The following is a 25710-nucleotide window of genomic DNA, read 5'->3' on the forward strand; positions in this document are numbered from 1 at the left end:
CCCCGCTTTTTACAAATTTAAGCATTTTGGCGACGACGTAAATTTATGAAATTTTACCCTGGAATTTAGATGAAATTTGATAAATTTACGCAGGATTTATTTGTAGCTAAATTTGAGCGCTCTTTGAAAATCTCAGATGAAAACGAGCCTTACAAGCAGGATAAATAAAACCCGAAAATCAAGCGGGTAAAACGCCGTAAAACGACAAAAACAAACCAAAACGGAGCGAAAATGAGTAAAATTTTGATCGTCGAGGACGAAAATATGCTGCTTGAGATGATGCGCGCGTATCTGGAGGCGCAGGGCTACGAGACTGCGGGCGCGAAAAGCTACGACGATGCGTTAAATTTGGCTTATGAAAGTAACTTCGATCTTTGGATATTTGACGTCAAGATCATTGGCGGCAGCGGCTTTGCGCTACTTGGGGAGCTGCGAAACGCAGGCAAAAACACGCCTTGTATATTTACGACCTCGCTAAATACGCTTGATGACGTGCAAACCGGCTTTACTAGCGGGTGCGACGACTACATCAAAAAACCTTTTGAGCTAAAGGAACTGCATCTGCGCGTGCAAAATCTGCTAAAACGCACCTTCGTACATAACAAAAACGAGCTGATAAATCTGGGCGAAAATTTGGGCTTTGATATGAATCAGGGCTTGCTATTTCGTGACGGCAAGGCTGTCTCGATGCCTAAAAAACAGTCTAGGCTGCTCGCACTTTTGCTAAAAAATCAGGATAAATTTTTAAGCAGAGAGGAGATTTATTCTCAAATTTGGGACTACGACGAGAGTCCTAGCGAGCTTAGTTTGCGCGTTTATATCGCGGAGCTGCGTAAAATTTTAGGCAAAGAGCGTATCGTTAGCGCCTCAAAGCTAGGCTATAAATATGTTTAAGCTTTTTACGGTCGTTCGGAGGTTTGGGTTTTGGGCTAAAAACGCTACTAAATTTACGCGATATTTTTATGAAATTTGCGGCTCTAGATTTCAAAATTTAGCGCCGAATTTTATTAAATTTACGGCTACCGCGTGGCAAAGGGCAGGGGGCGAGCCTCAAATTTTATCCAAATTTGCGCAAAACTTTTACTGTTTTAAACATCAAAATTTACGTCCGCAAAATACTCTCAAATTTAACCCAAAAGGTGGCAAATGTCCTTGCTAAAACCTCTTAAAAAAGCCTTTGCAGCACTTTCGGACCGTCAAATTTTGCCTATATTTTTACTTTACTTCATCACGAGCGCCGCATTTTTGGTCTTTTTCGCGCAGATGTTTTACGAGCGCGAGAAGCATTTTATACTCGATCGCGACGTCTTTATCGTGCGAGATTTGCAGCATCACCTGCAAAATAAACTGCAAAAAAACGGCGAGATAGACGACGATGATTTCGACGACGTCGAGGCTTTTGCTGTAAATTTAAAAACGGGCGAGGAGATCGAGGACGACTTTGAGCCGCGCGAGGGCATGCCGCAAAGATACAAGGACGGAACGAGCTCGGTGGTGCAGTTTTACCTCAAAAATCGCCTCGGCGAGGAGGAGTACTACGTCGCCGTCAAGGTCGCGGATCCCGAGTTTGCGATTCTCACGCTAAAACTCAAAATAATATTTTTCTCGTTTATGATACTTCTTGCTATTTTAATCATAGCTTATTTTATCATACGTCTTTCGCTGCGTCCGCTTTATCGCCGCATCGACTTTTTAAACGGCTTTATCAGGGATGCGACGCACGAGATAAACACGCCTCTTAGTGTTATTTTGATGAGTATCGAGATGTTTGAAACCGATCCGAAAAAATATCTAAACAACATAAAAACAGCCTCCAAAACGATCTCGACGCTATACGAGGACCTCACGCTAGTAAAGCTTAGCGGCAAAGAGGACGGCGCGGCGACGAGCTTTAGCCTGAGCGAGCTGGTGCGCGAGAGGATCGGGTATTTTGGACTAAATTTGGAGCAAAAAAATATAAACCTAAGCACTCAAATCGCCGAAGTGCAGCTACGCTCGTCCTATAAAAAAACGAGAAAAATCATAGATAATCTGCTCAGCAACGCCATAAAATACTGCGACGAAAACGGCTCGGTAAGCGTAAATTTAACTCCCGCAGCACTCACGATCTCAAACAGCGGCGCAGGTATCGCGAAGGAAAATTTGCCGCGGATTTTCGAGCTTTATACGCGGTTTGACGAGCGAAACGGCGGCTTTGGCATCGGGCTTCATATCGTCAAAACATTTTGCGAGGAGCTTGGGTTTAAAATCTCGTGTAAAAGCAGCGAGGGGCTAACCGAGTTTCGCGTGGAGTTTGGCGGGAGCGCGATGAAAATTTAAGAGGGTGGCGCAAGGTCGGTTTTTGAACCGTAAATTTAAACCTGCTTTTGCAGCGTCGAATTTAAGCAGGTTTGATTTGCGGTTTGCGAGATGAAATTTTGGTTTTCGTATCGCCTAATCCGCATGATTCTTGAATTATCTTAAAGCTTAATCTTTCCGCAACCGATGGCTTTAAATTTGGCGCAAAAGCAAGATAAAATTCCGGTAAAATTTGCGATAAAACTATAAAGGAAAATAAGTATGGACAAGCGGGATGAGGCGCTAAATTTAGCGCGGGATTTCGAACGCGACGGCTTTAGAGTGCCAGATTTATACGAGTGGTTTTGGCGGCTGCAAGGAGACGCGGCAGCATATTTTACGCTAGCGGATAGCCTGCTGCGCGGGCGACAAGAGGGCGGGACGCTGCTAAAGGACGCTCTGGGCTATGTAGGCGAGGATGATTTTAAAGCTCTGATCGCCACGGCGGTTGAAATTTTACGCGAAGAAGCAGCAGGGTGGCGCAAAACAAAGCAGGACAAAAGTGCGGCGCAGACGGGAGAAAATGCACGCTCGGCGCGGGCAGACGAAAGCGCAGGCAAAAGTGTACGGCAACGCGGCAGAGATGAAAAGAGCGCGCGCTGGAAAAACGCCGAAGAGGTCATCGCCATGGCAAGTCTCGAGTTCGCACCGTTTTTGCACCCGTATCTGGGCGAGCTTTTTAAACTGCAGCCGAGCGAGAGCGCGTATTACGCGGAGTATCCGTGGCGCGAACTTAGCTACGAGAGCTCGCAAATCTGGCGCGAGAAGCTTGCGGATCCGCGGACGAGCAGGGATGAGCGGCAAAAAATTTTTAGCTGCCTGCTTCAGACCCGCGATCCTCGAAACGTAAAATTAGCCTGCGAGTTCGCGCTTGCAGAGGACTTCTTCGACCGTCCGTGCGACCTGTTAGATTATATTGGCTACTGGCTGGAGGCCGTGGGATTTACTTTTGAGCGGGTTAAATTTGACGCAGACGGCGAAGCTCAAGCGGCAGCGGATGAAATTTTAAAAACGGATGCAAACGAATGCAGCGGTGCCAAGCAAGCTCAAGCGAGCGAAAATCTTAAAGCGTGCGCGGCTGAATACGGCTCTAAATTTAACTCAAACGAATCCGACTCTGATAAATCACAAAAAGCGCCAAACGATGAAATTTGCTTTGGCGGCAAGAAATTCAGGCTCAAAAGATACTGCGAACAGCGCGTGTATCACATAATCTTTCCGCGAGGCTACTTCGGCGCGCCCTATGCGCCGCATCTGGCGAAATACCATCCAACCTGGCGGTTTGAGGGCAGCGAGGCAGGATATAAGCTCGGCGGGGTTTTGGATGAGGCGAACGGCGATGCGCAAAATCCCCTATTTCATCTTATCACGCTTGATCCGCTGCCCCGCGACTTGCCCGTGCGATCGCTATCCCGCTTAACTCTCGCCGCGCACGTTAGAGAGATAAACGAAGGCGAGATAGTCTTTTACGAGCACGACGCGCAGGGTATACCGCGGCGTATCGGAGACAGGACACAGGTCGAATACGCCTTTGAAGAACCGATAAAGGAGTGCGAGGTCGCTCTGGCGCCTACGCCGGCGCGCTGGGCGGCTCAGGACTGGGGGATGTCAAATAGTAGGCAAAACCTCGCGCGCATCGGCGGCGAGCCATCATGGATACAGGGCGCCTTGGTGCCGACGTGCCCGATATGCGGCGAAAAGATGGAGTTTTTGATGCAGCTTGATAGCGAGCTTCCAACCTGCGAACAAGGCGGCGAGGTATATTTCGGCAGTGGCGGGATTTTATACGTGTTTTGGTGTGAGCGGACGCGGGTGAGCGGGTTTTTTATGCAGTGTACGTGAGTAAATTTGCTTTTTATAAATTAACCAATAAAATTTGAGCGTATTTGTGTATAACCAAAAATCAGCTAAATATGTTGCTGCAAATCCAATCATTTCGTGTTTGTGTAAGATGAGATTTTAGGCAAAGCCAAACAGGTTAAATTTTACTGATTTTTATGAGAAATCGGATATATAAATTAGAAATTAATAGCAAAAGAGATAAAAATAGCCAGCAAGGACTAGCAAATTTCCGGCCACTACTTACTGCCAAGGCTAAATTTGCCTTACCGATCTGATTGCTATTAAATCAAACGTATTCTTTCGTTCGCTTTAAATCGGTGATTAGTAAAGGATTATCCTCGCGCATCATGTTTATCAAACGCTCTACGCGCTGCGTAGTCGGGTCTTTGCGTAGCCAGTCTAGCTCGCGCTGCGTAATGCCGACCATTTGTAAAAACTCGACTCTACCGTTTGGCGTATCTATACCGCCTAGCACTGGATCTGGCGCGAAGGCGACGCCTACTAGTTTCGTATCGGTATTAAGGCGCAGAGGCGAATTGGTCGGTATAAAATGATAAGCCTCGAACCATTTTTTGCTGTTATAGACGTATTTGGCGAGATTTTGCATAAGAGATATCGCCCAAAAAGGCTCATGCGGGACTACTGTATCATCGCAGGACTTTGAGCCCGGATCGTCCGCAAACGGAGCGACGCGCATACTAAACTCAAATCCCCAGCCGCTAAATTCTTCCTGAGAGCTTTGGGGATCATAGTAAAGCTCGCTCATGCCAAAGCTCACGAGGTGGCGGTGCGGTGTGCCTTTGATGGAGTCAAATATACTGACACCGTCCAGGTAATCCTCGCCGCCCAGACTCGCATGCAGCCGAGATGCATAGTGGCGCTCGTTTGCGGGATCGTAGATTTTTTCTAGCGCGCCTGTTATCGCGTCCCAGCCGGGTGCATCGTCCTCGCTAAATTTAGCCTCGTACTCTTGCGTCGTCATTTTTATGCCTTTTATTAGATTGCGTTAAGCGGGGTTATTATATATAAAATTTGCAAATTTCAGTGGAGGGGATAAATTTAAAAAGCTAAAATTTACGCCCGCGAGATCTAGGCGTAAATTTCATCCACGATAGTATCTACGAAATCGTGCGGGTCAAATTTGACTAGATCGTTCATCGTCTCGCCGGTGCCGATGTAGAGTATCGGCAGCTCTAGCTCGCGCGCGACGCCAAAAAGCGCTCCGCCCTTTGGGGTGCCGTCAAGCTTGGTGATGATGACGCCGTCAAGACTCACGATGTCGTTAAAGGCCTTTGCTTGAGCGAGGCCTGCGTTGCCTTGAGTACCGTCGAGGATGAGAATCTTGCGGTGCGGTGCGCCTGCATAGGCTCTGTCTGCGATGCGGACGATCTTGCTTAGCTCGCCCGCTAAATTTGTTTGATTTTGCAGGCGGCCGGCGGTGTCGAGGATTACGTTGTCGAGATTTTTGGCGACGGCCGAGCTGATAACGTCAAAGGCGACCGCAGACGGATCGTGACCCTGCTGCGTAGCGACGATAGGAACGTCAGTTCTGATAGCCCACTGACGTAGCTGCTCGATGGCGCCAGCTCTAAACGTATCACAGGCGCCTAAAATAACGCTTTTGCCTTCATTTTTATATAAATTTGCAAGCTTTGCGATCGTGGTCGTTTTGCCAGCTCCGTTGACGCCCAAAATAAGCTCCACGAAAGGCTTTCCGACTTTTGCCTCGCGCTCGTTTTCGTATATGAAATAGGTATTTAAAAGCCGCTTCAGATCGTCTTTTTTTACTTCGTTTTGCGGCGGCAGGTAGTAGAGGACCTCCTCGACGATCTCGTAGGCGATGTCGGCTTCGAGCAAAATCTCTTCTAAAATTTCCTTTGAGATTTTTTTATCGGCAGGTTTTGACGAGCGGATCGCCGCAAGCGTCTTATCAAGCCCTTTTTTTAAAAAGCCAAACATTAGTTGATTACCTTATTTATATCGCTTTCTAGCATCTCTTCTGGCACGAGTCCGACGTAGTGCGTGGCGTATTCGCCATTTGGCTTATAAAGCACCATGTACGGGATGCCTACGACTCCGCCTAGAGCCTTTGCGAAGAGGAAGTTGTTTTCGCCGTAGCTAATGCCGAAATTTATTTTAAATTTCTTCATAAACGCGTCTATCTCGTCTTTTGACTTGTCTTCCATTAATACGCTTACGATTTTTAGCTTGCCTTTAAATTTATCGCTTAGGTTGTTTAGGTGCGGGATTTCTGCCTTGCACGGCGGACACCAGGTGGCGAAAAAGTTAAACAAAATCGCCTCGTCATTGCCCTCGACTTTAAAGCCTTTGTCAAATTTTTGTAGCGTCATCTTGCTCTCGTCCATTAGCGTTAGCTCAAACGGCGCTTCTATGCTTGTGCTTGCGCTTTGGCTTTGAGTCGGAGCAGACGTGGTTGTTGTCGGCGTCGCGTCGCTAGTTCTGTTTGCGTCGCTTACATTTTCATTGTCGCAACCGCTTAAAAATAGTGCTAAAAATGGTATAATCAAAAGATTTATTTTCATTTAATAATTCCTGTCTAAGATTGGTTTTAGGCTTGAATTATACATAAAATTTATGAAACGAGCGTTAAATTTGATAAAAGAAGAGTTCAGGCGCGACGCGAAACGGATTTTGAAAAAAGAGGTTCAAATTTCTGCGCGAGCGAAACACTACAAGATGTTTAAGCCGCTTTTAAATTTGCTAACCGAGCTTAAAGCGAAACGGATTTTGATATTTAATCCGCTTTCTTATGAGCCAAATTGCTACATTTTGAGGCGCGAGCTAGCTAAAAAGTATGAAATTTTCGTTCCGTTTATGCTTGGTATTAGTTTAGAAATGGTAAAATTCAGGCTACCGCTTGTATCTCGGACGAAATTTGGCGTAAAAGAGCCGCTAAGCACCAAGATATTTAAAAAGCGTATAGACGTAGCTATAGTTCCGACTCTCGGGGTGGACGGAAATATGGCGCGAATAGGGCACGGTAAAGGTTTTTACGATAGATTTTTTGCAAATTTGCCTTACCGACCTACCTTGATATTCGTTGAAATTTTAGACAATTTTACTAATGAAATCATATCTGAAGATCACGATGTTACTTGTGATTTTTACCTGACCCCGAGCAAAATTTACGTAAAAAGAGGAATCTATGATAGATATTTTAATCGGCTTAGGAGCAGGTGCGGCGGGCGTTGGCGCAGGCTATCTCATCGCTAAAAAAATCAATGACGCTAACTACAATATATTTTTAGAGCAGGCTAAAGCAAAGGCTAAAGCTATAGAATTTGAGGCCGAGCGCACGCTAAAAGACGCTAAAATCCAAGTCCAAGAGGCTGAATTTGAAGCCAAGAAAAAATACGACGACAAAACCGTAAAACTACAAAAAGAGTACACGCAAAAATTTGAAGAGATCGGTAAAAAAGAGCAAACTCTGCTAAACGAGCAAGAAATTTTAAACGAAAGCAGAGCTGAGCTAGAAAAATCCCGAAATGAAGCAAAAAGCGTCTATGAAGAGGGGCTTGGGCTAAAAGCAAGCTATCAAGCCAAACTGCAAGAAGCGCTAAAGGTACTTGAGCACGCCGCCGGCCTAACGCAAGAAGAGGCGCGCGAAGAGGTACTAAAAAAAGTAGAGGAAAAAAGCCGCGCCGAGATCGCTCACATCGTGCGAAAACACGAGGAGGAGGCCAAACGCGAGGCTAAAAAACGCGTGAATTATATTTTGGCGCAGGCTACGTCGCGATTTGCGGGGGAATTTGCCGCCGAACGTCTGATAAATGTCGTGGATATCAAAAACGACGAGCTAAAAGGACGCATAATCGGCAAAGAGGGGCGCAATATCAAGACCCTAGAAATGGTGCTAGGCGTAGATATCATCATCGACGATATGCCGCACGCTATCACGCTAAGCAGTTTTAACCTCTATAGAAGGGCGATTGCTACGCGCGTGATAGAGCTTTTAGTACAAGACGGCCGAATACAGCCTGCAAGGATAGAAGATCTACACAAAAAAGTATGCGAAGAATTTGAAGCATCGATCCTAGAGGAGGGCGAAAATATCGTCATAGATCTGGGTCTTAGCAAAATCCATCCGGAGATAATGAAACTAATCGGCAAGCTAAAATTTAGAGCCAGCTACGGACAAAACGCCCTAGCGCACAGCCTCGAGGTAGCCCATCTAGCGGGTATCATCGCGGCTGAAACGGGCGGAGACGAAAAGCTAGCCAAAAGAGCGGGCTTGCTGCACGATATCGGCAAGGCCTTGACGCATGAATTTGAGGGTAGTCACGTCGATTTGGGTGCTGAAATTTGCAAACGCTACAAAGAACATCCTGTAGTCATAAACGCCATCTACGCCCACCATGGACACGAGGAGGCAACTAGCGTAGAAAGCGCCGCCGTTTGCGCCGCGGACGCTCTAAGCGCGGCTCGCCCCGGAGCGCGCAGAGAGGTGCTTGAAAGCTTCCTAAAACGTGTCGAAGAGATAGAAAACATCGCAAAAAGCAAAGAGGGTATCAAGCAGGCATACGCGATAAACGCCGGTCGCGAGATCCGCGTCATCGCAAACGCCAAGCTCATAAACGACGACGAAGCGGTGCTCGTAGCCAAAGAAATCGCCGCCGAGATCGAGAGCAAGGTGCAGTATCCGGGCGAGATCAAGGTAAACGTGATCCGAGAAACTAGAGCCATAGAAATGGCGAAATAGGTCAAATTCAGGTAGAAAATGAGAAAAATTTTACTAGCGATTTTTTGCGTTTTAGCGCTCGTGGCAAACGACGAACTCGTGCTAAACGCATCAAATTCTTTTACGACGACGATGCGTAAAAACTCTGATGCGCCGGTTAAGTCTTTGCTTCAAAACGCAAAAGCGGTCGTCGTTTTTCCGAGCATTACTAAAGTCGGCTTCGTACTGGGCGGCATGCACGGCAAGGGCGTGATGCTCGTGGGAAACCCGTACGCGCCTAGCGAAATGATGGTCGTGGATATCAGCGGCGGCAGTATCGGGCTGCAAGTTGGCTACGAAAATAGCTCGCTCGTGCTATTTATCCTAAAAGATAGCCTCGTAGCCGACATAAAAGATGCCAAAATCACGATAAACGCCGACGCATCGTTTGCATTTGCCGATACGGGCAAATTTTACGGTAGAGTGAGCGATTTTAGCTTTACTAGCGATATCTACGCGTATACGGACAACGACGGATTTTTTGCCGGGGCGAGCTTTGGCGGAGCGGTGCTGGCTAAAACTAGCGACGCGCCTCTAAGGATGGATAGCTATGGATATAACGCGCTAATGGGCGCTATCTCAAAATACTAAAGGCCAAATTTGCAAGAGATGCTAACCTCGCTATCGACCTACGGGTACGTGATAGTGTTTTTATATTCGCTTGGAGGAGGCATGGTTGCTATCATCGCGGCCGGCGTGCTAGCTCATCTAGGCAAGATGGACATAACCGTGAGTATCGTGCTGGCAGCCGCAGCTAACGCTATCGGCGATACGCTGCTTTTTTATGTCAGCAGGTATAACCGCGCGGCCGTGATGCCGTATCTGGCTAGACATAAACGTAAGCTTGCCTTTTCTCAAATTTTGTTTAAAAAACACGGAAATAAAATAATATTTTTCAAAAAATTTATCTACGGACTAAAGACTCTCATCCCGCTTGCTATCGGGCTTACGAAGTATTCGTTCGCTAAATTTAGCGTGATAAACGTTATTAGCGCGGTAGCTTGGGCGATTTTGCTCGGGCTTGGTAGCTTTTGGGCGGGCGAGGCGTTTGAGCGGGCGTGGGATTTTATGGGCGAAAACGGCTGGCTGATGCCGGTTGCGATGTTTTCGCTACTGACGCTCATCTGGGTATATCTACAACAAGCAACAAAAAAGAAAGGAAGGTCGGAATGAAAAAGTTACTCATTGTATTGGTGATTATAGCCGGCGTGGTTTTTGGCGGGCTAAAATTTAACGCAAACAAGGTGGAGGAAAAGTACAACGAGGCTTTGAACCTAATCAAAGCAAACGGTATGGAGGTCAAAAACAGCGTATTTGAGGGCGGTCTGCTAAAGTCGCACGCAAACTACGATGTAGTTTTGTCTAAAAACTACATAAACGAGCTCGTCTCTCTTGGCGAAGAGTACGGTGCACCAGAGGATCTAACAATAAAAATCGACATGAATATCTCGCACGGCTTTGACAGCTTGCTAGGTAAATTTGAAGTTGCGGGCGATGCCGAGTTTTTAAACGATCCGTATAAAAATTTCATAAAAGAGATATTTGATACGACTAGACCTATCAAATTTCACGCCGACGGCGCTTCTGGAGGAGATAAAAAATTCGTCTTTGAGCTAGTCGGAGTGCAAAAAGAACAAGACGGCAATAAGCTAAATCTTGCCAAATCGTTTTTAAATTTTGATATAAACGGCGAAAAGAAAATAACCGGAGTCTCTTTCGTAAACGACTTTATCGACTTTGCTAGCAAACAAGGCGTCGCTATAAAGATCAAAAATATCGACTATGACGTGAAGTACGAAACGCCGATCGAGCCGAAAATGATCTCTAAAGCGCTTGTAAATAGCACTTATAAATTTGAACTCGGCGGTATAGACGTCATTTCAGGCGCTGAGGCGTTGCAGATCGGAAAGATAGCGAGCGACTCAAAACTAACCGTGCTAAGCGATACTCTAACGCAGGATGATACGAGCACTATAGAGAAAATAAAATATGGAAAATATGAATTTAAAGACTTTTTGATCAAAACGAAATTTTCAAATTTAGATAAAGGCGCGTTTGAAGATATTATTAACGCGAAGGGAGAGCCTGAAGCTCAGCTTGCGGCGATAATGCAAGCACTTGATAAATTTATAAAAAGAGCGCCGAAACTTACCTTTGAAAATTTAAATTTTAAAAATGTGGCCGGCAAGAGCTATGTCTCAAATTTTGAGATTTCTATCGATCCGGACGGTATAGATACTCAAAATCTGCTCGAAAATATCCCGACCGCTATAAATTTTAGCGGTAAAATCGAGCTTGATACGACGCCTGGCGGGTTTGTATTCGGCAGCAGCGAGGAAAAAGAGGGGATAGATGCTATGCTCGTAAACGGCGGACTATTTATAGAAAACGGCGGCAAATACGTAACTATCTTTAAATACAATAAAAGAACGCAAGACTTGATCTTTAATGAAAATTTATCCTTAAAATCTCTTCTTCAATAAAATTTAGCATGCTTAGACAAATTTTATGTTTGTTTAAGCATGTTTTCTATATAATTCACTTTCCGCTTCACAGAAAGCGAGTTTTTTAAATTAACACTGTTAAACTAATTAGTCAATCTTTGAAATCTAAACAAGTGATCGATTGAGCCAATCTTTTATCAGGCTTTCCTTGGAAAGTAGATAAGAGATAAAACTAATTAATAAAATTAAAGTTTTTTGATTAAAACTTCATAATAAAATCCTAATATCTTTAATGATTTAGGTAATTTAATATGGAGAGTTTGATCCTGGCTCAGAGTGAACGCTGGCGGCGTGCCTAATACATGCAAGTCGAACGGAGATTAAGTAGCTTGCTATTTAATCTTAGTGGCGCACGGGTGAGTAATATATAGCTAACTTGCCCATTACTAAGGGACAACAGTTGGAAACGACTGCTAATACCTTATACTCCGTATCTATATAAGTAGATACGGGAAAGTTTTTCGGTAATGGATAGGGCTATATCGTATCAGCTAGTTGGTAAGGTAATGGCTTACCAAGGCTATGACGCGTAACTGGTCTGAGAGGATGATCAGTCACACTGGAACTGAGACACGGTCCAGACTCCTACGGGAGGCAGCAGTAGGGAATATTGCTCAATGGGGGAAACCCTGAAGCAGCAACGCCGCGTGGAGGATGACACTTTTCGGAGCGTAAACTCCTTTTCTTGGGAAAGAATTATGACGGTACCCAAGGAATAAGCACCGGCTAACTCCGTGCCAGCAGCCGCGGTAATACGGAGGGTGCAAGCGTTACTCGGAATCACTGGGCGTAAAGGACGCGTAGGCGGATTATCAAGTCTCTTGTGAAATCTAACGGCTTAACCGTTAAACTGCTTGGGAAACTGATAATCTAGAGTAAGGGAGAGGCAGATGGAATTCTTGGTGTAGGGGTAAAATCCGTAGAGATCAAGAAGAATACCCATTGCGAAAGCGATCTGCTGGAACTTAACTGACGCTAATGCGTGAAAGCGTGGGGAGCAAACAGGATTAGATACCCTGGTAGTCCACGCCCTAAACGATGTATACTAGTTGTTGCTTCGCTAGTCGAGGCAGTAATGCACCTAACGGATTAAGTATACCGCCTGGGGAGTACGGTCGCAAGATTAAAACTCAAAGGAATAGACGGGGACCCGCACAAGCGGTGGAGCATGTGGTTTAATTCGAAGATACGCGAAGAACCTTACCCGGACTTGATATCTAACAAATCATCCAGAGATGGAAGAGTATCTGCTTGCAGAAATGTTAAGACAGGTGCTGCACGGCTGTCGTCAGCTCGTGTCGTGAGATGTTGGGTTAAGTCCCGCAACGAGCGCAACCCACGTCATTAGTTGCTAACGGTTCGGCCGAGCACTCTAATGAGACTGCCTTCGCAAGGAGGAGGAAGGTGTGGACGACGTCAAGTCATCATGGCCCTTATGTCCGGGGCGACACACGTGCTACAATGGCATATACAATGAGACGCAATATCGCGAGATGGAGCAAATCTATAAAATATGTCCCAGTTCGGATTGGAGTCTGCAACTCGACTCCATGAAGCCGGAATCGCTAGTAATCGTAGATCAGCCATGCTACGGTGAATACGTTCCCGGGTCTTGTACTCACCGCCCGTCACACCATGGGAGTTGATTTCACTCGAAGCCCAAATACCAAACTGGTTATGGTCCACAGTGGAATCAGCGACTGGGGTGAAGTCGTAACAAGGTAACCGTAGGAGAACCTGCGGTTGGATCACCTCCTTTCTAGAGTACAACGAATATTCTCTCACAAGATATTCGTCAAAGGAAAATTTAGGTTATCGCTATAGATAATCTACTCAATCGACCTTGTTTAGTTTTGAAAGATTGACGCAAACCTATAGGGGCCTATAGCTCAGCTGGTTAGAGTGCACCCCTGATAAGGGTGAGGTCACAAGTTCAAGTCTTGTTAGGCCCACCAGAGAATTTAATTGGGGAATTAGCTCAGCTGGGAGAGCGCCTGCTTTGCACGCAGGAGGTCAGCGGTTCGATCCCGCTATTCTCCACCATGATTAGTTTAACATCAAAAAAGTCTAAACTAAGTATTTTTATTAAATATTTAGTTTAGACTTTGTCGAAATAGACTCTTTATTTTTACGGCGCTTTCGAAAGAAGCGGTGTGCTTTAGGGGTTTCCAAAGGGCTTTTTAGCCCTTGGTCGCAAAGACTAGCTTTGCTAGTCTGCGAAGTCTAAACGTTATTTAGTTTATCATTGTTAAAAGTCACAATCAAGTTTTAATAAATAAAACAATTTTACAGGACTTGTTAAAGATTTAAAGATCTTGCTTATTTGCTTAATGCAGAAGTTTGACGTCACAAGATATCACAGGATTTAAAACTTACCTAGATATTAGTCAATGCTTTCCGTCTTAAAAGCTAGAGATTTAAATTTAGTAATAGATCTTAAATTTGAGGCTTAGTTATGAAATCTTAAATTTATGAGTTACCTTTAACAAGGAAGTGATGCGAATTAGAATATATTATATACTAATAAAAGGTAAGCTACTAAGAGTAAGTGGTGGATGCCTTGGCTAGTAGAGGCGATGAAAGACGTGCCAGGCTGCGATAAGTCTCGGGGAGCCGTCAAGGGGCTTTGATCCGGGAATTTCTGAATGGGGCAACCCAGTTAAGCGTGAGCTTAACTACCTAATATGGAGCGAACGAGGGGAATTGAAACATCTTAGTACCCTCAGGAAAAGAAATCAAAAGAGATTACGCTAGTAGCGGCGAGCGAACGCGTAAGAGGGCAAACCGTTAGTTTACTAACGGGGTTGTAGGACTGCGATATAGACTAAACTTAGCTAATAGAATAATCTGGAAAGATTAAGCATAGAGGGTGATACTCCCGTATATGAAAGCTTTGTTTTACTTAGCAGTATCCTGAGTAGGGCGGAACACGTGATATTCTGTCTGAAGCCGGGTCGACCACGATCCAACCCTAAATACTACTACTAGACCGATAGCGCACAAGTACCGTGAGGGAAAGGTGAAAAGAACTGAGGTGATCAGAGTGAAATAGAACCTGAAACCATTTACTTACAATCATTCAGAGCACGATTCTTTATGACGTGTTATGGACTGCCTTTTGCATAATGAGCCTGCGAGTTGTGGTGTCTGGCGAGGTTAAGGAAACCCGGAGCCGTAGCGAAAGCGAGTCTTAATAGGGCGTTTAGTCAGATGCTGCAGACCCGAAACGATGTGATCTATCCATGAGCAGGTTGAAGCCGGTGTAAGAGCCGGTGGAGGACCCAACCCGCTGGCGTTGAAAAGCCTTGGGATGACTTGTGGATAGGGGTGAAAGGTCAATCAAACATCGTGATAGCTGGTTCTCTCCGAAATATATTTAGGTATAGCGTCATGTAGTAACACTGGGGGGTAGAGCACTGAATGGGCTAGGGCATACACCAATGTACCAAACCCTATCAAACTCCGAATACCTAGTGTGTAATCATGGCAGTCAGGCGGCGAGTGATAAAATCCGTCGTCGAGAGGGGAACAACCCAGACTAACAGCTAAGGTCCCTAAATCTCATTTAAGTGGAAAACGATGTGGAGTTACTTAAACAACCAGGAGGTTGGCTTAGAAGCAGCCATCCTTTAAAGAAAGCGTAATAGCTCACTGGTCTAGTGATTCTGCGCGGAAAATATAACGGGGCTAAAATGAGTACCGAAGCTTTAGACTTAGTTTTACTAAGTGGTAGGAGAGCGTTGCATTCAGCGTCGAAGGTGTACCGGTAAGGAGCGCTGGAGCGAATGCAAGTGAGCATGCAGGCATGAGTAGCGATAATTGGGGTGAGAATCCCCAACGCCGTAAACCCAAGGTTTCCTACGCGATGCTCGTCATCGTAGGGTTAGCCGGGTCCTAAGCAAAGTCCGAAAGGGGTATGCGATGGAAAATTGGTTAATATTCCAATGCCAACTATAATGTGCGATGGAAGGACGCTTAGAGTTAAGCAAGCTAGCGGATGGTAGTGCTAGTCGAAAGGTGTAGGTTAAGATCCAGGCAAATCCGGATCTTTTTAAGCCGAGACCCCACAGGCGTTTGAAGTTCTTCGGAATGGATAGCGAATTGCTGATACTGTCGAGCCAAGAAAAGTTTCTAAGTTTAGTTATAGTTGCCCGTACCGTAAACCGACACAGGTGGGTGGGATGAGTATTCTAAGGCGCGTGGAAGAACTCTCTTCAAGGAACTCTGCAAAATAGCACCGTATCTTCGGTATAAGGTGTGCCTAACTTTGTGAAGGATTTACTCCGTAAGCATTGAAGGTTACAACAAAGAGTCCCTCCCGACTGTTTACCAAAAACACAGCACTCTGCTAACTCGTAAGAGGATGTATAGGGTGTGACGCCTGCCCGGTGCTCGAAGGTTAATTGATGACGTTAGCTCTGCGAAGCGTTTGATCGAAGCCCGAGTAAACGGCGGCCGTAACTATAACGGTCCTAAGGTAGCGAAATTCCTTGTCGATTAAATATCGACCTGCATGAATGGCGTAACGAGATGGGAGCTGTCTCGAAGAGGGATCCAGTGAAATTGTAGTGGAGGTGAAAATTCCTCCTACCCGCGGCAAGACGGAAAGACCCCGTGGACCTTTACTACAGCTTGACACTGCTATTGGGATAAAAATGTGCAGGATAGGTGGGAGGCTTTGATCCATAGACGCCAGTTTATGGTGAGCCGTTGTTGAGATACCACTCTTTTTTATTCTGATAGCTAACTAGCTTGAGTTATCCTCAAGTAGGACAATGTCTGGTGGGTAGTTTGACTGGGGCGGTCGCCTCCCAAAATGTAACGGAGGCTTACAAAGGTTGGCTCAGAACGGTTGGAAATCGTTCGCAGAGTATAAAGGCAAAAGCCAGCTTAACTGCGAGACATACACGTCAAGCAGGGACGAAAGTCGGTCTTAGTGATCCGGTGGTTCTGTGTGGAAGGGCCATCGCTCAAAGGATAAAAGGTACCCCGGGGATAACAGGCTGATCTCCCCCAAGAGCTCACATCGACGGGGAGGTTTGGCACCTCGATGTCGGCTCATCGCATCCTGGGGCTGGAGCAGGTCCCAAGGGTATGGCTGTTCGCCATTTAAAGCGGTACGCGAGCTGGGTTCAGAACGTCGTGAGACAGTTCGGTCCCTATCTGCCGTGGGCGCAAGAAGATTGAGGAGAGTTGACCCTAGTACGAGAGGACCGGGTTGAACCGACCACTGGTGTACCAGTTATCCTGCCAAGGGTAGCGCTGGGTAGCTATGTCGGGATGTGATAACCGCTGAAAGCATCTAAGCAGGAAGCCAACTCCAAGATGAATCTTCTTTTAAGAGCTCTTATAGACTATAAGTTTGATAGGCTGGGTGTGTAATGGATGAAAGTCCTTTAGCTGACCAGTACTAATAGCTCGTCTGCTTATCTTTTAATAAGCATCACTTCCTTGTTAAGGGTAATTTTATTTCGAAAATTCGAAATAAAATATCTAATCTATACCTTATCAAGATCTTGTTTTAGTTAAAATGAGATTTGATTTTTAACAATTAAATAGCAGTGTTAAAGAAGTAAATTAATATAGTTTATTTCTTTAACACTGCCCGTGACTATACAGACGAGGAAACGCCTTGCTCCATCTCGAACCAAGAAGCTAAGCTCGTCCTGGCTGATGATACTCTCCCTTACTGGGATGTCGGGAAAGTAGGTCGTTGCGGGCTTTGTTTTTTTATGCTTTTATTCCTTTATACTTTTTACATTACATTCTTTATTCTTTGATTTAGTTCTCTTGTAATATATTGTATATTTTTACAAATTTGTTTTTTGGTTTTTTATTTTAACTGGTTTTTGTATCTCTATCTTGGCTTTATAATTTGTTTTTGGATATTTGTTTTTGACTTTTTAAATTTATATTTTATTTCTTACGTTATGTCTTTCGAATTGCTTCAATCATATTCTTTTTTGAATTGTTTTAGGGTATGTATCACATTAGTCTGTTTTTGTTTTTATGTCTTATGAAATATGTTTGGGTGGATTGCATTGTCTGGGATTTTATTAAGAAACTATAATTAATAGCTCAAACCATTATCTTATTTTTGTTTAGCATTTTTGCCTTTATTCCATAGAGAGCTTTTAGTGTAGTTGGCTGAGTATCCAACTTGGGTGTGTTAAGCTAGGTTTTATGCTTTTTAGACTCAAGATAAGTTAAAAACTTTTAGAAGTAAAAAATAAGTAAATCTTGCGGTGAGATTTCCAAGCCCGCCTAGAAGCTTTGCTTTGAGATTGGGAAAGCCGCTTTTACTAACTCATTACTCCAATCGGAACGGTATGTTTAAAATGGACGGCAAAGTTTATACCAAATAGTCATGAGCTACTCTGTTGGTGAACTAATACCGATACTGTTAAAGTTTCTCAATTTGCTTATTTTATTGACTGTTTTTCTGAGACTTTGGAAAATTATGCTATTTTAGAGCTTCTATATCAGATAAAAATGCTATAAGATTTCTATAAATTTAGCTTAGAAATTCTTGAACGGATTATACACTTGGTTTTCATGTTTTTCATAGCAACTTAATACTTCTTATATTTAAATTAAGTTCCGTTAAGTCTAATTTAATATTGTATATGGGTGATTGAGAGTTAATTCTTTTTTTGCTTGCTTTTAGAATTTGAGTTTGTGGTTTTTTTCTCTGTATTTTCTGCTGGCGGCGCGGCTTGCTCAGGCGCGGTCAAATTTTCATCGGGCTTTAAAAATCCCTCTTCTACCATTAGCTCTACGGCTGCTCTAAAGGTCGGTAGCGCGCTTTGGGCGCCGAAATAATAATACGGTTTTTTTGGTTCTCTGGCTAAAACCCCGATCGTATAGCTATTGCCCTGCGAGTCGTTGACAAATCCGAAAAACGAGCCATTGTAGGTATTTGCGTAGCCCCCGGTCGTGGCTATGTGTGCGGTACCTGTTTTTCCGCCGATTTCTAGACCTTCCACCTTTGCTCTTTTGCCGGTGCCGATCTCGACGGTTTTTATTAGGATGCGCTTCATTCTTTCGGCTGCTTCTTGGCTTATGGCTTCGACTGGCTTTGGGTCGTTTACGACGAAAAATTTGCCGTCTTTATAGAGCGAGTCCACGACTTTTGGCGTCACCATTACGCCTTTATTATTAAATACGTTATACGCCTTTAGAAGCTGGATAAAAGTCGCTTGCAAGCCGTATCCGTAGCTGATCGTGGCCTTGTAAATTTGCGAATTTAGCTTGGCTACCGGCGGCATATTTCCGATCTGTTCGTATGGCATATCGATGCCTGTTTTTTGCGTGAAGCCGAAATTTAGAAGGCCTGAATAAATTTGGGAACCGTCTAGGCGCTGGGCGATTTGTATCATGCCGATATTTGAGCTATATACGATGATGTCTTCGGCTGTGAGGAAGGGCTCTGGGTGCGTATCTTTTATCGTGCGTTTTCCTAGTTGATAGACGCCGTTGTAGGTGTTTATGCGCTCGAGCGGATTGATTTTGTCGTTTGCTAAAAGGAGGGCAAAAATAAACGGTTTAAAAACCGAGCCGACCTCGTATGCGTACTCCGTTGCCGAGGAGTTTAGCGACTTGTAGTCTTGTTTTCTGATGTTTGAGGGGCTATATCTAGAGGTGCTGGCAAGTGCTAGCAGACCGCCCGTTTTTGAGTCCATGACGCCTACGATTATCTCTTTTGCGTTTAGAAATTCTTTCTTTTCATCGATGATTTGCTCTAGTCTGGTTTGAAATTTAAGCGAGGCGTTTAGGATGATATCGTATCCGTCCACGCGGTTGGCCAAATTTGAATCGCTCGTAAGGATGATGTTGTTTCCGATGTCTTTCGGGCCTAGCAGTTTGGCGTCTTGGATCGAGGAGATGTAGTATTCGTAGGCTTTTTCTACGCCTTTTACGCCCTCTGTTTTGGTGATGCCGTCTTTTTCGACCTTTTTTACGTAGCCTATCATCGGCGTGAGTGCGTCGGCGGCAACGTATTGTCTGCTTTCGCCGCTTTCTATTATGCTCATATTACGCAGTATCGCAGCTCCGGTGTTTGGGTCTTCATACGGGATAAAGATTTTTTTTCTATACAGCTTTTTTGATAGCTCTTGCAGATAGGCCGCACCCTTGGCGTCGATCTTATAGGATAGCGTAACGGCGCCTTTTTGGCTGTTGATGATTTTAGTTACGCGCTTGATATCGTCGCCGCTATATATGCAGTAAAGCTTGATAAATAAATCTTTTTTATCGGGGTCGATATTTCTAGTATCTATCATCACTTTGTAGAGCTTTTGGCTACCGGTGATGCTAAATCCGTCCTTTGTGATGATGTTGCCGCGTAGGGCTGTGTTTATGTCGCTGGTTTCCAGTTTTGGCAGGCGTCTTTCGATATTTGCGCGGTAAAAGATAACTGCCAAAAATATGCAGATAAAAAATAAAATAAACGCAAATAAAGCGATTGTTTTTGATTTTCGCTGATTCAAGGGTTAAATTTGCGTTCTTGAGATTTCTTTATACGCGCTTAGAGCCTTATTGCGGATCTCTAGCATAAGCTTCATCGACGTGTCGGCCTTGCCAATAGCGATAGCGGCTTGGTGCAGGTCTTTTACCTCGCCCGTTGCTAGATCGGCGATGGCTTTGTCTGCGTTGATTTGTATCTCGTTTAGCTCTTTTAGCGAGCTATCTAGCACGTCGCCGAAATTTAGCTCGCCTTTTTGATTTTGCAGAGTATTTGCTTCTTTTTTTTCAAACGGCGAAGCAACCGAGCCGATTTTATCTATGTTTGTCATAAAATTTAACCTTGTAATAATTCTAACGCGCTTTGAGCGATCGTTTTAGCCGATTGAAATGCCGAAACGTTTGCCTGATAGGCGCGCGTAGCTTCGATCAGATCCGCCATTTCGATGACGGGATTGATGTTTGGGTACGCTACGTAGCCCCTCGCGTCGGCGTCGGGGTGAGACGGATCGTATTTTAGCTTAAAATCCTTGTCGTCGCGCACTATCTTGTCAACTACGACGCTCATTATAGCAGGTTTTGCGTCTTTTGTATAGAATTTATCGTCTAGCGGATTTTCGTATTCGAGCAAGTTGTGTTTTTTTGCCACTTCGTCGTTTAGTACGCTATCAAAATCAACCGCCTTAAATATCACCTCGCGGCGTCTATACGGACCGCCTTCCGCCGTTCGCACGGTGTTTGCGTTGGCGATGTTGGAGCTAATGACGTTCATCCTAAAGCGCTGTGCGCTTAGTCCGTATCCGCTGATATCAAAGTCGTTTAAATAATTACTCATAATCTATCCTTAAATTTTGCTGCTGGCATCAACCACGTTTTTAAATATCTGGCCGCTTTGCCTCATGGCGCGATCAAGCGCGGTTATCATTATCGCGTTTTTGCTAAGCTCGGTCGTCTCGACGTCTAGATCGACGGTGTTTGCGTCGTTTCGCGCCATATGCCCGTCGCGTAAAAATATCGTTGCCCCGTTTGATGCCGGAAAATCCACGCGAGGAAAATGCGCGCCGTCCGTTTGCGCGAGTTTTAAAATTTTATTTTCGTCTTTGCCGTAGATTTCTTGCGCCGTTTGCGACAGAGCCGCTTCAAACGCGATGTCGCGGGCTTTGTAAAAAGGCGTATCGATGTTTGCTATGTTGCTAGAAATCATCTGCTGGCGTAAATTTCTGCTTGCCAGCGCGCTTTCTACGAGCGGTTTTGATTTTGAGGTTTGGATGCCTGCGAACATTTTCCTGCCTTTTTCTCTAAATTTTGCGAGATAATAAGCAAAAGACGTTCCAAAACTAGAGTAAATTTTTAAATTCGCCAAAGCCGCTAGGCTGATTTTTTAGCTCGTTAAATTTGGCTAAAAACTCGCTTCGCCTTATCGCCTTTGCGCCCATAAATTTTAGATGATCGTTCATAACCTGGCAGTCGATGAGAAAATCAAACGGCTCTAAAGCGCGGCAAAGCGCGATGAGGGCGACTTTTGACGCGCCGGTTTTTAGACTAATCATACTTTCGCCGCAAAAAACCTTGCCAAAAATTTGCCCGTAAAGCCCACCCGCTAGCTCGCCGTCTTCGTATACCTCTACGCTATGCGATATGCCCAGGCGGTGCAAATTTACGTAGGCGCGCACGATGTCTCCCGATAGCCACGTGGGTTCGCGTTTTTCGCGCTCGCTTTTGCAGATTTTTAGGAAATTTTCAAAGTCGTAATCAAACCGCACTTCAAATTTTTTAAGCGCGGATTTTATGCTTTTTTGCACGCGCACTTCACCTGGAATCAGCACCGCACGGGGATCTGGCGACCACCAGTATATGGGCTCACCGGGCAAAAACCACGGGAAAATGCCTTTGTCGTAAGCTTGCAAAAGAGCATCGGCGCTTAGATCGCCGCCGACGGCTAAAGGGGAGTTTGCAGGGGCGTTTGCGGGGTCGGGAAAGTTATAAATTTTTTCCAAATTTGACCCCGCGACCGCTTATTTTAAAGCTTCAAATTTAAACGCCAGCTCGCCGTTTTTTAGCCCGATATTTGCGACGCCGCCGTTTTTTAGCGCGCCGAAAAGTATCTCGTCGCTAAGCTTGGTCGAGATCTCGTCTTGCACTAGGCGTTTTAGATTTCGCGCGCCGAATTCCTTGCTATAGCCCTTTTGCCATAGGTACTTTTTAGCTTCGGCGGAGGCTTTTAGGACAACTTTTTTCTCGGCTAGGCTTGAGTTTATCTCGTTGATGATCTTTTGCGCGATGAGGCTTAGCGCGTTCTTGCTAAGGTCGTTAAAATGCACGATTTTATCGATTCGGTTGCGAAACTCGGGGCTAAAAAAACCCTTTACCGCCGAGTCCGCTTTACCGCTTTCGTCTTTGCTAAAGCCCAGCGTCGGAGCTTCTTTTGAGCCCAAATTTGAGCTCATTATGATGACGGCGTTGCGAAAATCGCTCTTTGCGCCCGTGTTATCGGTGAGGCTAGCGCCGTCAAAAATTTGCAAAAAGACGTTTATCATCTCGTCGCTGGCCTTTTCGATCTCGTCAAATAAAATCACGCTATAAGGGTGCTTTTTAACGGTGTTTGTGAGTATGCCGCCCTCTTCAAAACCTACATATCCCGGAGGCGCGCCGATGAGACGCGAGACGCTGTGTTTCTCCATATATTCGCTCATATCAAACCGCTCGAAGTGCACGCCCAAATTTCGCGCTAGAGCCGCGCTTAGCTCGCTTTTGCCTACGCCGCTTGAGCCTGTAAATAAAAACACTCCAACGGGTGCGTTTGGCTGCTTTAGCCCCGCATAGGAGCGCTTGATTGCCGCCACTAGCGTATCGACGGCATCGTCTTGACCGAAAATTTCAGACTTTAACCTCTGGGCTAGGTTTTTCAAATTTGCCGCGGCGTCAGATTTTAGATTTGTATCCGGGATATTTGCCATCTTGCTTAAAACCGCGCTTAGATCGGACATTTTTACGGTTTTGCTTTTGTTTTGCAGGGCTAGAGCTGCGCCGACCTCGTCGATAAGATCGATGGCGCTATCTGGCAAAAATCTATCGTTTAAGTATTTTTTGGCTAGCTCCACGCTTTTGGCTAAAATTTCGTCGCTAAATTTGACGCCGTGAAAGCTCTCGTATTTGGCGCGAAGTCCTTTTAGGATCTCGACGCTCTCGTCTGTGCTAGGCTCTACGACGTCGATTTTAGCAAATCTGCGCGAGAGGGCTTTTTCTTTTTCAAAAAAGCTGCGATACTCCGCATACGTCGTCGCTCCGATGCAGCGAAGCGAGCCGTTTGCGAGAGCCGGTTTTAGTAAATTTGACATATCAAGCCCGCCGCCGTTCGTGGCTCCCGCGCCCACGATAGTGTGGATTTCATCGATAAAGACTATCGCGTCTTCTTGCTCGGCCACCTCGTCCATCACGTCTTTTAGACGTTTTTCAAAGTCGCCGCGATACTTCGTGCCAGCTATCATCGCGCCGATGTCTAGTGCGAAAATTTGCGCCTGTTTTAGCCGTTGCGGCACTTCGCCGCTTGCGATTTTTAGCGCGAGCCCCTCGACTACGGCTGTTTTGCCAACGCCCGCTTCGCCCACTAGGATAGGATTATTTTTCTTTCGGCGGCTTAGCGTTTGCATTAGCCTTGCTAGCTCGTTTTCTCGCCCGATGATCGGGTCTATTTTGCCCTCGGCGGCTAGTTTGGTTAAATTTGACGAGTATTTGGCGAGGTTTTGGAAGCTTTTAGCGCGAGACTGCTTGTCGTCTTTTGCGTGTTGTTTTATCTTTTGCGGATCGACGTCGTAAAATTCTAAAATTTTAGCCCCGTACGTGTCGCCTCTGGCCGCGATTTTAAATAGCAAATCCCTGATGCCGACGTTTTTATCTTTTAGCTCTGTGTTTAGCTCTTTAAAAATTTGTTCCAAAAGCACCGTCATGCGCGGCTGTTTGTGGTGCGGCACCTGCTCGTTGGTTTGCAGTAGATAGTTTTTTAGATCGCTTTTTAGTCCCTCGACGTCGGTGAGTCCAGCTTCTGCTAGGATATCTCTAGTCTCTTCGTTTAAATTTACCAGCACGAAAAGCACGTGCTCGCTGGTTAGATACTCGTGAAAATTCGAGTAGGCAAACTGCCCGGCCTTTTCCAAAAGATAGCTTAAATCCGAGTCAAACATCATTTCCTCCTCTTTGCGCCTTTTGCGCGCCCGTTTTTGCGGGCTATTCTTCCTCGACGACAGCTTTTAGCGGGTAGCCCGCGGCGGCTGCGGCTTTTAGCGTTTGGTTTTGTTTTGTTTGGGCGATCTCTTTAGTATAGACGCCCGCCACCCCGCTGCCTTCGTTGTGGATTTTTAACATCACGGTTGCCGCGCTTTGGGCTGTGTGGTGAAAAATCTCAACCAACACGCTCACGACGAAATCCATACTCGTAACGTCGTCGTTTAGTAAAATAACCTTAAATTTGCGCGGAAATTCAGGTTTTTCCTTTACGTCTATGCCGTGCTCCCGCTCGGTGGCGGTTTTAGCGGGCATTTTTTATTCTTTCAAAATCCTTCGTCATCGCGTCTAGATGGATGCCGCCTAGGTAGTATTTCACGCCGAATTTCCCGCTATCTACGTCGGTTAGCTCCTGATATACGCCGCCTTTTAGCACCATTTTTATCGGCACGCTCTCAAGCCGCTCGTATTTTATATCCTCTAAAATTTGCGCCGAAAGCTTGTCGTTTGTCTTTATATCGTTTGAGATAAAGTAAAAGGCGTTGTATTTTTGCGCGAAATTTTCCACGACGTACTCGTTCGTGACGTTTTCAAAGTGCGTTAGCCCCACGATCGTAAAGTCGTTTAGATTGTCGATCTGAAATTTGGTGAGATCGGGAGCTTCTTTTTGACACGGCGGACAAAACGTGCCGAATATATCAAACATCAAAATTTTATCCTCGTCGCCCTTGATCACAAAGCCTCCCTCGACGCGCTTTAGCGTGAGATCTTTGCCAAACACGCTCTTTAGCGCGATCTCCTCGCCTGTTTTATAGCCCTCTATTTTTACGGGGGCTTTCGCCGTCTCATCCTCGCCGCAGCCTGCTAAAAATATCGCGCAGACCAAAGCCGCCAAAATCGCCTTTATGTTTTTTTTCATATTATTTTCCTTGTTTTGATCTTAGCTCGGTTATGCTTTCGCCGCCAAATCCGTAGTCGTCGGTGCTGACTTCCTCTATCACGACGACTGTTCTGCTCGCGTCGCGCTTTAGCGTATCGCCCAGCAGTTTCGTTACGCCCGCTATTATCGCGCGCTTTTGCTCGGCGCTTACTACTTCTTTTTCTTTTGTGATTTTTATATTTACGTAGGGCATCGGTTTTCCTTAAGCGTATTTTTTCATCGCCGCGCGCGCTTCTTTGTCGGCTTCTTTGCGTTTTATCGTCTCGCGCTTATCGTGCAAATTTTTACCTTTTGCTAGCGCAACCCGCGCCTTTACGATGTTTTTATCGTTTAGATAGAGCGCTAAAACGACTAGCGTGAGACCCTCTTGCGTGACTTGGCCGAAAATTTTATCTATCTGCTTGCGGTGCATCAGCAGCTTTCTAGGAGCCCTTTCGTCCGGGCGAAACGCCGAGTGCGTCGTGTTTAGGTGGCTGATGTGCGCGTTTAGCAAAAACAGTTCGCCCTTTATCACGCGCGCGAAGCTATCCTTTAGGTTTGCGCGGCCCGCCCGTAGAGCCTTTACCTCGCTGCCTTTTAGCACGATGCCCGCCTCGAAGGTCTCGATGATGCTAAAGTCAAACAGCGCCTTTTTATTTTTGGCTAAATCCTTACCCATTTTTTAC

General features: G+C 45.5%; 22 protein-coding genes, 2 tRNA genes and 3 rRNA genes. 14 read left to right on the forward strand and 13 right to left on the reverse strand.

What is annotated here, in order from left to right; translation table 11 throughout:
* Window positions 1-231 precede the first annotated feature (231 nt).
* The 4 genes from EE116_RS05810 (at window position 232) to EE116_RS12595 (ending at window position 4179) form a co-directional block, all read left to right on the forward strand.
* Window positions 232-894, forward strand: coding sequence for a response regulator transcription factor (locus EE116_RS05810; RefSeq protein ID WP_122873627.1), 663 nt, complete (start codon window positions 232-234; stop codon window positions 892-894).
* Window positions 887-1159 carry a hypothetical protein gene (locus EE116_RS05815; RefSeq protein WP_122873628.1) on the forward strand — a complete coding sequence of 91 codons (273 nt, stop codon included), beginning with the start codon at window positions 887-889 and terminating at the stop codon, window positions 1157-1159. The genes EE116_RS05810 and EE116_RS05815 overlap by 8 nt, the downstream gene beginning before the upstream one ends.
* On the forward strand, window positions 1147-2319 hold the full coding sequence (locus tag EE116_RS05820) for a sensor histidine kinase (RefSeq protein WP_122873629.1): 1173 nt from the start codon (window positions 1147-1149) through the stop codon (window positions 2317-2319). The genes EE116_RS05815 and EE116_RS05820 overlap by 13 nt, the downstream gene beginning before the upstream one ends.
* A gap of 240 nt (window positions 2320-2559) precedes the next feature.
* Window positions 2560-4179: a hypothetical protein gene (locus tag EE116_RS12595; RefSeq protein ID WP_206159239.1), complete on the forward strand. Its 1620-nt coding sequence runs from the start codon at window positions 2560-2562 to the stop codon at window positions 4177-4179.
* Between the two features lie 286 nt (window positions 4180-4465).
* Here EE116_RS12595 and EE116_RS05830 read toward each other — a convergent pair whose 3' ends face one another.
* The 3 genes from EE116_RS05830 to EE116_RS05840 form a co-directional block, all read right to left on the reverse strand.
* Window positions 4466-5161, reverse strand: a complete 696-nt coding sequence (locus EE116_RS05830; RefSeq protein ID WP_122873630.1) for a suppressor of fused domain protein — start codon at window positions 5159-5161, stop codon at window positions 4466-4468.
* 107 nt (window positions 5162-5268) lie between these two features.
* Entirely contained in the window at window positions 5269-6138 is an 870-nt protein-coding gene (gene ftsY, locus EE116_RS05835) for a signal recognition particle-docking protein FtsY (protein WP_122873631.1), read from the reverse strand.
* Window positions 6138-6722, reverse strand: a complete 585-nt coding sequence (locus EE116_RS05840; protein ID WP_122873632.1) for a TlpA family protein disulfide reductase — start codon at window positions 6720-6722, stop codon at window positions 6138-6140. The genes ftsY and EE116_RS05840 overlap by 1 nt, the downstream gene beginning before the upstream one ends.
* A 52-nt stretch (window positions 6723-6774) precedes the next feature.
* Between EE116_RS05840 and EE116_RS05845 the strand changes: the two genes are divergently transcribed.
* The 10 genes from EE116_RS05845 (at window position 6775) to rrf (ending at window position 17143) form a co-directional block, all read left to right on the forward strand.
* Window positions 6775-7413: a 5-formyltetrahydrofolate cyclo-ligase gene (locus EE116_RS05845; RefSeq protein ID WP_122873633.1), complete on the forward strand. Its 639-nt coding sequence runs from the start codon at window positions 6775-6777 to the stop codon at window positions 7411-7413.
* Window positions 7346-8899: a ribonuclease Y gene (rny, locus tag EE116_RS05850; protein ID WP_122873634.1), complete on the forward strand. Its 1554-nt coding sequence runs from the start codon at window positions 7346-7348 to the stop codon at window positions 8897-8899. The genes EE116_RS05845 and rny overlap by 68 nt, the downstream gene beginning before the upstream one ends.
* 18 nt (window positions 8900-8917) lie before the next feature.
* Window positions 8918-9508 carry a lipid-binding SYLF domain-containing protein gene (locus EE116_RS05855; RefSeq protein WP_122873635.1) on the forward strand — a complete coding sequence of 197 codons (591 nt, stop codon included), beginning with the start codon at window positions 8918-8920 and terminating at the stop codon, window positions 9506-9508.
* Between the two features lie 9 nt (window positions 9509-9517).
* Entirely contained in the window at window positions 9518-10090 is a 573-nt protein-coding gene (locus tag EE116_RS05860) for a DedA family protein (protein ID WP_122873636.1), read from the forward strand.
* A complete protein-coding gene (locus EE116_RS05865) occupies window positions 10087-11400 on the forward strand; it encodes a DUF945 family protein (protein ID WP_122873637.1) in 1314 nt (437 codons plus the stop codon). Before EE116_RS05860 ends, EE116_RS05865 begins: the two co-directional genes overlap by 4 nt.
* 269 nt (window positions 11401-11669) lie before the next feature.
* Window positions 11670-13180 (forward strand): 16S ribosomal RNA (locus EE116_RS05870).
* 119 nt (window positions 13181-13299) lie between these two features.
* Window positions 13300-13376: transfer RNA gene (locus EE116_RS05875), tRNA-Ile, on the forward strand.
* A 12-nt stretch (window positions 13377-13388) separates the two neighbouring features.
* Window positions 13389-13464: transfer RNA gene (locus EE116_RS05880), tRNA-Ala, on the forward strand.
* A gap of 485 nt (window positions 13465-13949) precedes the next feature.
* Window positions 13950-16855: ribosomal RNA gene (locus EE116_RS05885) — 23S ribosomal RNA — on the forward strand.
* Window positions 16856-17024: 169 nt separating this feature from the next.
* A 5S ribosomal RNA gene (rrf, locus tag EE116_RS05890) occupies window positions 17025-17143 on the forward strand.
* Together the 16S, 23S and 5S rRNA genes with 2 tRNA genes alongside form the textbook arrangement of a ribosomal RNA operon.
* A gap of 919 nt (window positions 17144-18062) precedes the next feature.
* Here rrf and EE116_RS05895 read toward each other — a convergent pair.
* Genes EE116_RS05895 through smpB form a run of 10 tightly spaced genes read right to left on the reverse strand, consistent with a single transcriptional unit; the run spans window position 18063 to window position 25703 of the window.
* The gene (locus EE116_RS05895; RefSeq protein WP_122873638.1) at window positions 18063-19910 is read right to left on the reverse strand and encodes a penicillin-binding transpeptidase domain-containing protein; all 1848 of its coding nucleotides are present in this window, start codon (window positions 19908-19910) and stop codon (window positions 18063-18065) included.
* Between the two features lie 3 nt (window positions 19911-19913).
* On the reverse strand, window positions 19914-20216 hold the full coding sequence (fliE, locus tag EE116_RS05900) for a flagellar hook-basal body complex protein FliE (RefSeq protein ID WP_122873639.1): 303 nt from the start codon (window positions 20214-20216) through the stop codon (window positions 19914-19916).
* A gap of 5 nt (window positions 20217-20221) precedes the next feature.
* Window positions 20222-20719, reverse strand: a complete 498-nt coding sequence (gene flgC / locus EE116_RS05905; protein WP_122873640.1) for a flagellar basal body rod protein FlgC — start codon at window positions 20717-20719, stop codon at window positions 20222-20224.
* A 9-nt stretch (window positions 20720-20728) separates the two neighbouring features.
* A complete protein-coding gene (gene flgB / locus EE116_RS05910; RefSeq protein WP_122873641.1) occupies window positions 20729-21166 on the reverse strand; it encodes a flagellar basal body rod protein FlgB in 438 nt (145 codons plus the stop codon).
* A gap of 55 nt (window positions 21167-21221) precedes the next feature.
* Window positions 21222-21881 carry a leucyl/phenylalanyl-tRNA--protein transferase gene (gene aat, locus EE116_RS05915; RefSeq protein ID WP_122873642.1) on the reverse strand — a complete coding sequence of 220 codons (660 nt, stop codon included), beginning with the start codon at window positions 21879-21881 and terminating at the stop codon, window positions 21222-21224.
* 18 nt (window positions 21882-21899) lie between these two features.
* Window positions 21900-24065 carry an AAA family ATPase gene (locus EE116_RS05920; RefSeq protein WP_122873643.1) on the reverse strand — a complete coding sequence of 722 codons (2166 nt, stop codon included), beginning with the start codon at window positions 24063-24065 and terminating at the stop codon, window positions 21900-21902.
* A gap of 43 nt (window positions 24066-24108) precedes the next feature.
* Window positions 24109-24420: an ATP-dependent Clp protease adaptor ClpS gene (locus EE116_RS05925; protein WP_122873644.1), complete on the reverse strand. Its 312-nt coding sequence runs from the start codon at window positions 24418-24420 to the stop codon at window positions 24109-24111.
* Window positions 24410-25024 (reverse strand): TlpA family protein disulfide reductase, encoded by a 615-nt coding sequence (locus EE116_RS05930; protein WP_122873645.1) that lies wholly within the window; start codon window positions 25022-25024, stop codon window positions 24410-24412. Before EE116_RS05930 ends, EE116_RS05925 begins: the two co-directional genes overlap by 11 nt.
* Before the next feature lies 1 nt (window position 25025).
* On the reverse strand, window positions 25026-25238 hold the full coding sequence (locus tag EE116_RS05935) for a tautomerase family protein (protein WP_122873646.1): 213 nt from the start codon (window positions 25236-25238) through the stop codon (window positions 25026-25028).
* Window positions 25239-25247: 9 nt separating this feature from the next.
* Window positions 25248-25703, reverse strand: coding sequence for an SsrA-binding protein SmpB (smpB, locus tag EE116_RS05940; protein WP_002946587.1), 456 nt, complete (start codon window positions 25701-25703; stop codon window positions 25248-25250).
* Window positions 25704-25710 lie beyond the last annotated feature (7 nt).

This window comes from Campylobacter showae (assembly GCF_900573985.1).
GTDB lineage: Bacteria > Campylobacterota > Campylobacteria > Campylobacterales > Campylobacteraceae > Campylobacter_A > Campylobacter_A showae_E.